The organism is Moritella marina ATCC 15381, from assembly GCF_008931805.1.
GTDB classification, from domain to species: domain Bacteria; phylum Pseudomonadota; class Gammaproteobacteria; order Enterobacterales; family Moritellaceae; genus Moritella; species Moritella marina.
Genome location: NZ_CP044399.1, coordinates 800,453 through 813,166, shown reverse-complemented (window position 1 = coordinate 813,166; position 12,714 = coordinate 800,453). Strand labels below are relative to the sequence as shown.

12 protein-coding genes are annotated in these 12,714 nt (G+C 41.0%); all 12 read right to left on the bottom strand.

The window, feature by feature from the left end; all coding sequences use genetic code 11:
- Window position 1 precedes the first annotated feature (1 nt).
- Window positions 2–946 carry a lysophospholipid acyltransferase family protein gene (locus FR932_RS03735; protein ID WP_019439951.1) on the bottom strand — a complete coding sequence of 315 codons (945 nt, stop codon included), beginning with the start codon at window positions 944–946 and terminating at the stop codon, window positions 2–4.
- 18 nt (window positions 947–964) lie between these two features.
- A complete protein-coding gene (locus FR932_RS03730) occupies window positions 965–1,702 on the bottom strand; it encodes a glycosyltransferase family 2 protein (protein WP_019439950.1) in 738 nt (245 codons plus the stop codon).
- The gene (locus tag FR932_RS03725) at window positions 1,699–2,142 is read right to left on the bottom strand and encodes an ApeI family dehydratase (RefSeq protein WP_019439949.1); all 444 of its coding nucleotides are present in this window, start codon (window positions 2,140–2,142) and stop codon (window positions 1,699–1,701) included. The genes FR932_RS03730 and FR932_RS03725 overlap by 4 nt, the downstream gene beginning before the upstream one ends.
- On the bottom strand, window positions 2,135–3,550 hold the full coding sequence (locus FR932_RS03720; RefSeq protein ID WP_019439948.1) for an AMP-binding protein: 1,416 nt from the start codon (window positions 3,548–3,550) through the stop codon (window positions 2,135–2,137). The genes FR932_RS03725 and FR932_RS03720 overlap by 8 nt, the downstream gene beginning before the upstream one ends.
- Window positions 3,550–4,197, bottom strand: a complete 648-nt coding sequence (locus FR932_RS03715) for a COG4648 family protein (protein WP_019628929.1) — start codon at window positions 4,195–4,197, stop codon at window positions 3,550–3,552. Before FR932_RS03715 ends, FR932_RS03720 begins: the two co-directional genes overlap by 1 nt.
- A 45-nt stretch (window positions 4,198–4,242) precedes the next feature.
- Window positions 4,243–4,494, bottom strand: coding sequence for an acyl carrier protein (locus FR932_RS03710; RefSeq protein ID WP_019439946.1), 252 nt, complete (start codon window positions 4,492–4,494; stop codon window positions 4,243–4,245).
- Between the two features lie 13 nt (window positions 4,495–4,507).
- Window positions 4,508–4,771, bottom strand: coding sequence for a phosphopantetheine-binding protein (locus tag FR932_RS03705; protein ID WP_019439945.1), 264 nt, complete (start codon window positions 4,769–4,771; stop codon window positions 4,508–4,510).
- Window positions 4,764–5,558 carry a lysophospholipid acyltransferase family protein gene (locus FR932_RS03700; protein WP_019439944.1) on the bottom strand — a complete coding sequence of 265 codons (795 nt, stop codon included), beginning with the start codon at window positions 5,556–5,558 and terminating at the stop codon, window positions 4,764–4,766. Before FR932_RS03700 ends, FR932_RS03705 begins: the two co-directional genes overlap by 8 nt.
- Window positions 5,551–6,438: a beta-ketoacyl synthase chain length factor gene (locus FR932_RS03695; protein WP_019439943.1), complete on the bottom strand. Its 888-nt coding sequence runs from the start codon at window positions 6,436–6,438 to the stop codon at window positions 5,551–5,553. Before FR932_RS03695 ends, FR932_RS03700 begins: the two co-directional genes overlap by 8 nt.
- A 245-nt stretch (window positions 6,439–6,683) precedes the next feature.
- Window positions 6,684–7,754 carry a class I SAM-dependent methyltransferase gene (locus tag FR932_RS03690; RefSeq protein WP_019439942.1) on the bottom strand — a complete coding sequence of 357 codons (1,071 nt, stop codon included), beginning with the start codon at window positions 7,752–7,754 and terminating at the stop codon, window positions 6,684–6,686.
- 178 nt (window positions 7,755–7,932) lie between these two features.
- Complete coding sequence (locus tag FR932_RS03685) at window positions 7,933–10,557, bottom strand: alkaline phosphatase D family protein (protein ID WP_019439941.1); 2,625 nt, start codon at window positions 10,555–10,557, stop codon at window positions 7,933–7,935.
- Window positions 10,558–10,849: 292 nt separating this feature from the next.
- The gene (locus FR932_RS03680; RefSeq protein WP_019439940.1) at window positions 10,850–12,706 is read right to left on the bottom strand and encodes an outer membrane protein assembly factor BamB family protein; all 1,857 of its coding nucleotides are present in this window, start codon (window positions 12,704–12,706) and stop codon (window positions 10,850–10,852) included.
- Between the last annotated feature and the right edge of the window lie 8 nt (window positions 12,707–12,714).

Here is a 12,714-nt window from a genome sequence, read left to right as displayed (position 1 = left end):
ACTATTTCTTACGTTCTACTTTATGGTCTTCTTGCCAAAAATCAAAAAAGTTAAACCATTGATACGGATACTGCAGACAAAAGTGTTCTAACCTTTGTGCATACTGATTAATTAATTCGCCTATCTCGGCTTGTCTGGTTTTACGGGCAAACTTTAATTGGTCTGCTACATGCTCGAAAATCAGGTTATATTTATCACCGTCTTTTAAACAAAACAGGTAATACACAGGGCATTCAAGTAGCGATGCTAAAATGAAGGGGCCTTGTGAGAACGGCGCTTGCTGACCTAAAAAGTCGGCATAGACCACACGTCCAGGGGTTGTGGTACTGGTTCTATCACCAACAATCACCACTTTTTCTCCCGCTTCAACACGCTGTTTTAACAAGATGGCGAGATCAACACCGACGTCTTTTACTTGAATAAAGTTAACGTTTACATTGGCGTTAATCTTTTGCATTATTTTATTAAATTCAACCGCATGATGGGTAAATACCAAGACGTTAATACGGGTCTTGTATTTACCGACACTTAAGGTCCGGCATACTTCTAAATTACCGAGGTGCGAACCAATAAATACTGCGCCCTGCTCTTCTTCAAGTAATCGCCTAAATTTAGCATCGTAGTTATAATTAACTTGATCCATGGTGATCTTGCCAGTCCAAGCGTCGATCTTATCAAATGCACTTTGAGCAAAGGTATAAAAATGCTTGATGCCTTGGCGATGACCTGGTCGCTTACTCCAACCTTGACGTTGAGCAATTTTAGCTAAATAATTTAATGACGCTTTTTTGCTTTCGCCACCCGTAAAATACAAATACACAATCACGGGATAAAGGATCACAGATAACCCTCGACGGCCTAAAATAGCATAGCAAAGCAAGAGTATTTTCATGCCCAGAAAAGTACCGCGCTCTTGCATTTTTGACCAATGAACTGTCTCTGACATAACCTATCGGTTCCTAAATTAATCCCTGAATTTACGCAATAATAACTGCGGAAAACGCTTTAACATGCCAAATACCAGACGGGTATGCATCCATGAAATCGCCACGTTGTCTTCCCATAAGCGGAAATGTGACACACCATTTTCAGGGTAGTTAACCTTGGTTGGCATGAATGTCGTATTCACGCCATCCCAATATAAACGTACGATGATCTCGGTATCAAACGCCATGTATTCACCTATGCTGCGCTGCTTGGTCAATAGGCTTAACGTCTCGGCTAATGGATACACGCGAAAACCACACATGGTATCTTTAATATCAAACGACAGCGTTTCAATCCACACCCAAACATGGGTTAGGTATCGTGCGTAATAACGGTGCTTAGGCACTGATTCATTATAAATAGGTTGACCGCTGATCAGTGTATGCGGTTGTGCTTGCGATAAAGCCACCAGCTTATGGATATCAGTAATATCATGCTGACCATCTGCATCCACTTGGATCGCATGCGTAAAGCCCATGCCATTAGCGTATTTCAATCCTGTTTGTACTGCTGCACCTTTGCCCTGATTATGGCTATGGGACACTAACGTCACATAACTATATTTAGCCGCTAAGGTTTGCATAAATGCCGCGCTATCCGCATCGCTGCCATCATTCACCATGATCACAGGTAACTTGTATGCAGCTAAATCCTCTAACAATTTATCAATCACCACAGTGTGGTTATAATTCGGAATGACAATGCAATAACTCACGCTTCACCTGCCAAGTTGTTAGTTTGCTCAGCAGTAATCAGCGTCGCTTCAGCAAAAATAAGCCGACCCGATGAATGCGATTTAACAGCACCGTTTACCGTACTTGATTGATCATTTGATGGGTAAGAAGACTGATAACTGAATAATACTTTCTCGGGTGATTTCTTCGTCAATGTCAGCACGACTTCATGACCCGGTAAGATCATTTCTTGAAACTTAAGCACTTGTATATCCATCACATCGGTTGCTGCAATGTCTAAATATTGTTGTGCGAGTTCCGCAGCCCAATGCAGTTGTACCACACCCGCTAAAATTGGCGCTTGATCGAAGTGGCCTTTAAAATAATCCAGGTCAGTCGGGATGTGCAAAGTCAATATAGCGCAATCTTCACTAAGCACTTCATTCAAGATAGTTGCATGCACTTTTACTAATTCAGTCAAACAATTTCTCCAATTCTTTCATCACTAATTTACCTTGAGAGTTAAACGCCATCATGTCTGGATAACGCCATTTTTTAGGTAAACAAATACGTTCAAATTCACCGAGTAAATGCTGTTTAAAACTGTCATTTAATGATTTTTTATGTTGTTGCTGCAGCTGTATTTTGCCTACGTCTGTCAATTCAATAACGGCTGCGAGCACTTGCTTTTTAGCGCCATTGAGGACGATAACCCGCACTTCATTGACGAATTCATGCTGTTGTAAACAACGTTCCATATGGTCGAGGTTAATGCGTTTTTCTTCGTGTTTAATCGTGCGGTCAGCGCGGCCTAACATGGTAAAATGTTGACTGTCGATCCACTCAACGCGATCTTCAGTAACGTAATCATCACCGGCAATATACGGCGATGTTAATATCAATTGTGCCGTTTCAGCCATCACACGATAACTGATGTCAGGGAAAACACGCCACGCACTTGGGCTTGACTGCTGACATTGTCGCCATGCGATACCGCCAGTTTCGGTGCTACCAAAGACTTCGATGGGCGCTTGTCCTAGCTGAGTAAATAAGTCTTGTGCAATAGTAAACGGTAATGGACCACCGGAACTAAACACACCTTGTAATTGCGCTTTTTTCGCGATTAACACATTGTCTAAACTCAGCCGTTTAAGGTGCGCAGGACTAGAGATTAATAACGCGGTTTGACGGTCATCATTCCCGAGGCACTGATTAATGTGTTCAGGGTATTCAAAAGTATCATTAACAATAGCTAAACCCGATTTCAACGGTAGCAACAGTTTAAATAACAGCCCATAAATATGCTGATGAGAAACCGTGCTCACAAGTAATTGCGTTGCAGCTAAACGCTGACTGAAGGTTTTAATCAGTACATCGACTTCGCAGTTAAGCTGACTAAACTGCTTCACTATCGGTTTGTGCTGGCCTGTTGAGCCTGAAGTGAAAAAGGTGATTTGGCAAGCTAATAGCGTAAACAGATCCGCTCTACTTAATAATACCTCAACAGATACAGCTGAATCATTATTGCTGCTATTACTGCTATTACTGCTATTACTGCTATTGTTAGAGGTCGCACCATTCGTATCAATAGCATCAAGACCATCGACTTTGATATCACCTAATGTAGCTTGGCATTGCGGCGCGATATACATGAGCGTTTGCTGCTGTGCATTCGGTGGCATAACAATGTGGCGACCTTCGAGTGCTAAGGCAAAAAAGCCCACCGCAAAGTCATAACTTGATTGATGAAACAGCAAGACACTGTCAGCATCGCTTTGCGCGATAGCTAAACGAGCCCGACTAATATCAGCACTAAACTGATTAAAACGAACTGTGTGTTCATTAATATAAAAACATATGTCTCGCTGGTTTAGCGCTGCTTTAGTCATTACTTACACTTCCTTTGAGCATGCTTTTCAAGGCTGCTGTTCTCAAGAGCACAGTTCTCACGAACACTATGGTTAAGCTCTGCTTGAGCTGCTCGGCGTTGCACAAACAAACGCACGATAAATTCAATACCAGCTAAACTGCCAATCAGAATATAAGCGATAAAACCGTTATACAGCGTCCATATTTTAAAGCTGCTATACAGTGCGGTATACAATGAAATACTGGCGTTAATGATGAAGAAACTACACCAAACCAACGTCACTTTACGGATATAACCCAGTGCATGATCGGGTAAATTCGGATCTTGTAACCGCGCAAAGGTTTCAATCACTGTTGGCGGTTTAAAGTAGGAATAAGCAAATACCGCCAACATGGCAAAATTGACCATCAGCGGGTATAACTTAAAACCAATTACTGAATCGGTAAATAACGACGTGACGATTGCTAAGCCCCCCAACGCTGTTGCAGGTAACAACCAGGGCATTTTATTTAATACCCCGCGCAACATCACTAAGCGCGATAGCAATAAGACTAATAAACCCAACGCAAGCCAAAAAGGACTCACATAATTGAGCCCTAGATAAACCGCAAAGGGGTAAAGTAATAAGCATGCTCCGAGCACTACCGTCACTATTTTTTTTAGCATTGTTTTTTCAATATGTCATGTCGTGATACGCTAAGCAGGCAGCGGTTATTTTGCTAACGTTAGTTTTTCAATTTCGTTTACTACGTCTTCTACTGTGCGTACTAATTTGAATACTTCAGGTTCAATTTTTTCATTGGTAATGTCACGCAGTTTAATCACCAAATCAATCGCATCAATACTGTCTAAATCTAAATCGCTATAAAGATGTGCGCTTAAGCTAATGTCGTCTGCATCAATTTCAAACTCTTCAACTAAGATATCGGCTAATGTTTGGTAGATTTGTTCTCTAGATTGCATGGAAAATCCTTAATTAAGCCGTGGTACGAGTATGAGTAATGAATGCACTTAATGCATTAATCGATGAAAAATGCTGTTTAATCTCTTCTGAATTAGCATCGATTTTGATGTCATAATGCTTCTTCAGGATCAAGCCTAATTCAAGTGCATCGATGCTGTCTAAACCTAAACCTTCAACGAATAATGCATCCGCGTCATTGATATCTTCTACGGTAATATCTTCAAGGTCTAATTCAGCAATTATAAGCTGCTTAAGCTCAGTTTTTAGTTCAGTCATGGGATTGTAGTTCCTGTTTAAAATAACATTCAAGTTCGCGGCAATAATGGCGAACTTGTTTACTCATCGATATGTCGTCGGCAATTGAAATAGCAGGTACACCACGGCTCAATTGCAGGGTAAATTTGGCTTTATCACTGGGGATCTGATACCAAGATTCTGCTTTCGTTAATGTACTCGGTGTCACCTTGATAATAACAGCCGTGATTGGAGCCTGACAGCGTAACGCAATATTAGCCGCGCCACGTTGAAATGACACTGTTTTTCCAGGAACGCTACGTGTCCCTTCGGGAAACACAATCAAATTATTACCTTGCGCTAGCGATAATTTACACGCGGCAAGCAAGGCATCGGGATCGTCATTACTGATATAACCGGTATTTTTGATCACACCACGAATAAATGGGTTACGGAATAAGTGTGCTTTAACGACACAATCAGCATTCGGTAACATAGAAAGTAATACCACCACATCGATCAATGACGGGTGATTAGCGAGAATAAGCTGGCCTTGTAACTGCGCAAGTTCAGCGCGATCACTTAGTTCAAATTGAAAGATCCGAGTAAACGCCATCGTCGCAATAAAAAATCGAAAGCTATAATGTACGGTTTTACGTGCAGCCCGCTTTTGTGCTTGTTCGCCGCGAATACACAACTTTTGTAACGGAAACACTAATACCGTGAGTATCACCCCACCCACACCAAATAAGCTAAAGCACAACGCAGTAGCAAATAACCGCCAAAGGTAGTTTAGTGTCTTATAAACAGAGTTAAGAGCCTTAAACATCCGTCACGCCAGTGATTAACTCACAAGTCCAGGTATGGCGCTCAGATCTATACTGTAACTGTGGTGATGGTTGTAATGCTTGTAATGGTTGCAATAACGGCTGCGCTGAATTAACTGCCGCATCAAACCAATGCATAAAGCATAACGCCGCTGGTAATTTCAACTCAGCCTTGTCTTCTTCAGCCTTGTCTTCTGCAATCTTGTCTTTCTCAATACAAGCGTTAAAGTTCATCTCTATACTGGCAATTGTCCCAGGCGTGACAGTCGACGTAACAACCATAGCAACCGCATGATCAACTTGTTGTTCATCTGCAAACTGTGAATACAACTCAGGTAACTGACGGTCAACATGGACGATAAGGAGTTGATGAGAACGCCCAGATTTTAGTCGCGCATACGCATCAACGAATGCATAGAAGAAACTGTCTTGTCCTGCCGAAATGGCGTTGATAGCTTGCTTATTTTGCTTGAGAATACTGTACAACCCCGGCACCGCATTATGTACCGAAGTACTGAACGCAGTTGGAGAAATATCTTGATCTGCGCTTAATTCGGTTAATAGTTCTGCGGTTTTATGCAAATCACCATGACGACTGGAAAACACAATATCGATTTGTGCCGCTTGCTCTGGTGTTTTAGGCTTTGCTGATTCAGACTTTAATGTTTCTGGCAATGTCGAAAGTATAGAAGGTGCAGAGAGTGCATTTTCAGCTGTATACAAGGCAATCTTGGCGAAAGGACTTAAACGACGACGCTGCATTGCCGGTACAAATTCGAGTTTTGGCCAAGCTGGTATAGCGACTGTATTATCGTCGGCATTATTGGTTTTTTCAGCGTCGAAAGTTGACCAAGCGTTAATACTTTCTAGATGTAACAACAATGGCTTCTCCTAAAACAAAAATGGCGACAATAAAGATGCCGCCATAGTAATTAATCATCCGAAACAAATCAATAACTAAATAGTAATAACACTATCTATCAATAGGTTACACTGTATGTTTTATTCTATCATATCGTATGATAATGGTTATTTGATTGTAAACTCAGCAATTAACAACGCTTACTTTCGCTTACAAAATATCCAATTGCCTATTACTTTATTTTTTATAACCGTTTTTATGATCGCTATTTCTTCTTACAGGCTAACAAGGTATGTCCAAGACCAAGATCATCAGTATCTTGATCAACATACAAGCCTGCTTCTTGGATCAAACGCATCATGTCTTTTGAGTGATACATACGACTATTACCATTGGCCATAGCCGTAAAATAGATAGATGTGGCATTAACGCAATAAGCACCAGCCTCATAAGGTTGTCTGTCCCAATAGGTTTCTAAGATATATAAACGGCTATCGGCAGTCATGACATCTGCAGCACGTTTTAGAATACTTAAAGTTTCACTTTTGCTAAAACAATCTAAAAACTGGCTCATCCAGATGGTATCAGCACCAGCAAAGAAAGTACGGTTTTCATCGAGTAAATCAGTCTCATGACCGTGTACGCGATCAGCTACACCCGCTGCTTTAGCATTTTCTAACGCCACATTCAATTGACCAGGAAGATCCATGATCGTCACGTTGATATCAGCATCGTGCTTGGTACAGGCTAATGACCATTTACCTGTGTTACCGCCCACATCTAAAATGTGTTTTGGGTTATGTTCGAATAATAATGCCAATACTTCAGGAAAAGCATGATCAGAATAATAGTGGTCAAATTCAAACCAACTTCTTTTAGCTTCTTCTGGTAACTGGCTTAAACCTGGATAAATCGTTTGCCAGTCACCGAATACTTTTAGCCCTTCTGGCTTGCCTGTTTCAATCGCCTTATCTAACTCAAACAAGCCTTGATAACAAACATGATGGGTAAAATCGAGATTCTTTAATGCCATGTCAGCGTTAAGTAAAAAGTAACCGACTTTATCTAAAATAAAGTTGTCATCTTGTTGCCACACTAAGCCCATGCTCAAGCCCATATCCAGCAATACACTAATACCGTATTCGCTAGTATCTAACTGCTGAGTTAAGGTGGCTAAACTAACGCCTTTTTTACCTGCATCATCAACTGCTTTTAAAATACCAAACTTTAATAGGCAACGCGCTACCTGAAATGCAACGGGGGCAAAGGCAATTTTTTGTGCTTCAAACTTTGCATTAAACGCTGACAAATCAGCTGGTTTATCATAAAAAGCCATTATTACTCCATGAATGAACTTGATTTACTTAACGATTATATTTGCAGTTTAACGTATTTCAGTTAAGTATTTATAATTAAGATCATCGCGATGCACAAAAACAAAAAAACCTGCTCAATGAACAGGTTTAGGATTATAGGTAATACAATAATTACCCTTTAATAAACATCAAACGTTATTAGCTATAACGCTGACCCTTTGTTAAGGCCATTTGACGATTTTGCGCATCACCGGAAATAGTAAATTGGCGATGATTAATATTTTCTTCTATGAACTTCGCGGCATTATCATAATGGCACTCAGTGACAAATGCAGGTTTGTAAGTGTAATAATTGGTTTCTACTTTTTCTGAACTTGCTTCAATAATCACAATACCATGTTCACTAGTGTTCTTATGATGTAGGCTGGTATTATTTTCAATGTACTCACGCAGTTCCTGCTTCATCATGGGTTTATCATTATCATCATCTTGGAATGAATAGCTAGCACCACCGGGATTATCAGGCACTAACATTGGATCAAGCACATCTATAATGAAGTCTTTCAACTCTGTTAAATCTTGACCCGTGCCTTCTTCAATACTTTCAATAATACCTTCAATTAAACCAGAGGCCGACGCTGAGCTAATCGAGGCTCCGGTAAATTCAAATAATTTACCATTATCACTATTATGTTCAGCAACCCAAGATGAGTGAATATCACCAGACAATAAAATCGTATTGTTATCGGCATTTTTATAGACATTTTCTTGCAAGTACTTACGTGCAAGTGGCAAACCATCCCACTGGTCTATTGAAATAAGTAATTTGTCATCACCCATCACGGAAGGTAATACAGCTCCAAGCATTGTTAGTATAGTCTTTGCCTTTTCGACATGGCCTTCGGTAATACCATTAGGGTAATCACCATCTGGATATGTGGCTAAAAATCGGTCGATAGACCCTGTGCTCAAGTCAACGACCATTGCCGCATTTGATACAGAGTTAGCAACAAAACGCCATTTAGCATCGGTCATCAGCTCTTCTTCTACCCACGCTTGCTGACCTTCGCCCCATGCATTTTGCCAATCTTGCACTATCACTTTGCCATTAGTATCAGTAAAGCCACTATCACTCCAAAGTGTGTCTAAGGTCGGTATTGGCGCTCCAAATACTTGAGTCTTACCACTACCAAAACCTTCCTCAGTGTAGCGACCTGCACGTAATAAGGTATATAGCTCGTACCATTTTGGCGATGCCGCATAACGCGTACCAAATGATGTCACTAACGACGTTTTCCCCATCGTCGCAAACGGGATACCTTTCGTCGCAGAAATGAATACACCGCTTTCATTAAAAGCAACATTTCGGTCAATAGTCAGACCTAAATGAGCAATTAACTCATCGAGATAATCAACTGACAATAAGCCATTAGACAATGCTTTTTCAGCATTTGTTTGTGACAGTGAAGTATCAAATCCAGCCGCGATATAGCGCTGTACCAGTTGTCCATAAATAGATGATTTTAAATGTGCGTTCTCAGAGCCGTCTAAATCACTCCATAAACAGTAATTAACACAGTAATTAGAAAATTCTTCCTGGATTGTTCTAGGCCTTTCAACATGCTCCATCATGTCAAAATCCATGACCGCGTTTAATTCGTATTCAATTGCCATCATGTGACCCGGGAAAGTATCTTCGGCAATCGGGTGATCGGGACGGAATGAGCGGTAATCAGTCGCGACCAGTTTCATGGTATTACCAAACTCAAATGCACGGTGAATACGAGGATGATATTCACCTGCACCACCTGCGCCGGTTTCGATAACATCTTTACCTGCCGCCATACTATTTTCATTGCCAGCCGTGTTTGACCATTCACTGTCATCAAACGGCACGTATTCAATAAAGGCTTTCATCGCATTAGTACAGCGATCGATGGCCTTATCACCTGTACCCTTGCCTTTTAATGTTGCTAGCTCATCGTATGTTGAATACATCTGCCACGCATCATCGGTAAATTCGTGATCATCCCAAATATCAATAATGGGGAATTTAGCCAATACTTCCTGCAATATTTCATCGTTGCGATAAGTTTTATAGATCTCACGGTAGTTATCTAATGATTGTGCAGCTTGGTATTCAGTTTTCTCACCAGCATTGATGGTAATAGCACCGTCACGGTCGGTAAATTCAATCTTACGATCATCAGTAGAGTCTTGGAATGATGGGTCGCCCGTTGTTTCATAAATGAAATCACCAATGAATAGCAAGAAATCGGTATCATCATGATCTTGTAATAACGTCAGGTATGAATTGTAGTAACGACCAATGAAATCTTGGCATGATGCCAGTGCAAATTTCACTTTATCATCAGAGTTCGCCGCTAATGCCGTTTTAGTACGACCTTTACGTGACGCGTATTGCACACCGTCACTGCCCGTATAAACAAACTTATAATAATAAGTTGTATATGGGTCTAATCCTTCAACTTTTACACGTAAACAATAATCATCGTCACTGCTCACTAATAGGTTATCAATAGCAACAACCGGGTTATCTTCATTACCAGCTTCCCAAACGACTAACCCGACAGGCACATCCGCAGCTTCTGCATACTGCTCGCTTAAACGTGTCCAAAGAATAACAGATTCAGATTTTGGATCGCCAGATGCAACGCCATGTGGAAAACGATTTAATAACGGATCACTGTGGTTATCAGTATTATCATCAGAGTCATTGCTACAACCCATCAATTGCATTGCAACAACAGAACCAGCACCAACAACAAGTGTGCGTAAGAATTTTCTACGTGTAAGTATCATTTAAACATCCCGGTTTAATAAGCTAAGGTATTTTTAATCAGCATCTTAGGGATGAATTATGTCTAAATAATGACAGTTTTATGGTGTTTAGATTAAAAGCTCAACTCTTAATTTATGTTTATGTAAGGATATAAAAACAACCATTTAAAATAAAGTTACGCGTACTATTTTAATCCACAGACTTCCTTTCAATTATGTCCGGCAATAAAAAGCATAATCAATACACAAAAAAAAGCGATGACTACAAAACTGTAATCATCGCTTTTTATGCCAACATGTTTAAATCTAACGATTAAGCAGCGCTATTGTCGACTTTATCCAGCTTTGTCGTTAACGCCTCACACTCTTGAGCTAAATCATCGACTTCACGGCCAAGCGCATTTTCAGCTTGATTAACCAGTACGTTAATTTGTTTGGTGTCCCATTCGTAAGCTTGGGCATTATCTATTTTGCTATAGCTTTGCTGACGTTCGGTATAACGCACGGCCATACACACAGCGTCACGGGCAACGAATTCTGGGTTAGTCGGTACGTAGCGAGCTACACCACCAATAATGTCATCAGCATTATCACCTAAGATCCCTTTCGCTGCTAAACGACGTGTTGGCGAGTGGCCAATCGCAAAACCACCATCAGGTGCAACAACGGTAACAGCAATAGACTCTTCAGCCGCTTCAACAAAGCTGATCATTTTGCCCGTGTCTTTATCTAATAATCCAAGGCCAACACCAACCATAAGATCAACGCTGCCATAGCTCTTAACAGCACCAATACTCACCGCAACACCATTGGCAGTGATCGTCGGTGTTAAGGCATTAATTGAATTAAAGTCAGGGAACATATCAATATCAGCATCCCAAACAAGCTCTCCCGAATCACCATTATCTTGTACTTTGACAATTTTGTGCATGGTGATGGCATAGATCTCACCATTATCAGACCCGATTGCCGGTGATGCCGCGATTTGCTGACCAACATTAACACGCCAAATCTCAGTTAAATCACGTGCAAGCGCGATGATATTACCATGGTCATCTGTGGTAAATATCTTTTGTCCATCGTTACTCACCGATGGTGTTGCACCTGTACCGCCATCAAAGTCAAAACGACCTGCAATATCTAATTTATACTGACCAGCTGTCGTCGCGACTATATCTAACGCATACAATGCACCTAGTTCTGATACATCATCTTTAGTGCCATCAATCTCATCAGGTGCAGTAGCTGCAACATAAAGACGATTTGAAATCGGATCACTTGCGTAGAAATTTGTTACTTCACGGCCACCACCAAAAATAATATCGGTGATCGTGGTAAATAATCCGGTATCAGCTTGTGATTTACCAAACTGCTCTTCTGCAGCTTCATCCGCCCAACTACGTACAAACTTAGGTGGACGAGCGTCAAGGTTTTGCACTGCTGGTGAACCCGGTAAATCAAACGCTTCAGCTAATAATTGGCGACCAGTTAAGCGATCAAACAGCATAATTTTACCGTTGCCCGTAACAAGGCTCAATGCGTTTAAGCCTGGTACAAAATTAACACCCCATGCATGAGGAGAGCCACTTTCCTCTAGGTCCCAAGTTAAGCCGGTTTTTTTCGTCCACAGAATATCGCCGTCCGTGGTCACTGCCCAAATGTTTTGGTACGTCGAATGATAAATAACTTCTTGGTTATGCTCTGGTGAATTAAGAATTAGCGTCGCACCAGAACCACTAATATCGCCATGGGCAGGTAATGTCCAACGGCGTTCACCCGTTTTACCATCAAGGGCAACTAGGCTAACGTCTTCATTAGGACGGAAAGGACTAAAATACAAATTACCTTGTTGATCTAGCGATGGGCCTTCTGGTACATAAAACTGCGTTTCAGCAACCCAAGATAGTTTTTGCTCAGGTGCAGTGACAATCATCAGTTGGTCAGTATTATTAATACTGCCATGCATAGTATGGAAGGTGTTTAGTACTGGCACCGTATCACTCATAGGCCCAGCATTTGGTACACCAACAGGTTTCCAATCAGTCAACTTATACTCAGGCATATCCTTTGGTTGTGCATCGGTATTTATCATTGAACAACCCGCTAGCAATGTCGACAATGTAATAGCAGCCGACAAAACTGTAAATCGAAATGTTGTATTCGTATCCATGAATTTAT

Bases quoted from the DNA above. Each gene is read 5' to 3' on its own strand.
- FR932_RS03685 (WP_019439941.1), bottom strand. From the start codon at position 10,557: ATGATACTTACACGTAGAAAATTCTTACGCACACTTGTTGTTGGTGCT.
- FR932_RS03735 (WP_019439951.1), bottom strand. From the start codon at position 946: ATGTCAGAGACAGTTCATTGGTCAAAAATGCAAGAGCGCGGTACTTTT.
- FR932_RS03705 (WP_019439945.1), bottom strand. From the start codon at position 4,771: ATGACTGAACTAAAAACTGAGCTTAAGCAGCTTATAATTGCTGAATTA.
- FR932_RS03680 (WP_019439940.1), bottom strand. From the start codon at position 12,706: ATGGATACGAATACAACATTTCGATTTACAGTTTTGTCGGCTGCTATT.
- FR932_RS03690 (WP_019439942.1), bottom strand. From the start codon at position 7,754: ATGGCTTTTTATGATAAACCAGCTGATTTGTCAGCGTTTAATGCAAAG.
- FR932_RS03710 (WP_019439946.1), bottom strand. From the start codon at position 4,494: ATGCAATCTAGAGAACAAATCTACCAAACATTAGCCGATATCTTAGTT.
- FR932_RS03700 (WP_019439944.1), bottom strand. From the start codon at position 5,558: ATGTTTAAGGCTCTTAACTCTGTTTATAAGACACTAAACTACCTTTGG.
- FR932_RS03720 (WP_019439948.1), bottom strand. From the start codon at position 3,550: ATGACTAAAGCAGCGCTAAACCAGCGAGACATATGTTTTTATATTAAT.
- FR932_RS03715 (WP_019628929.1), bottom strand. From the start codon at position 4,197: ATGCTAAAAAAAATAGTGACGGTAGTGCTCGGAGCATGCTTATTACTT.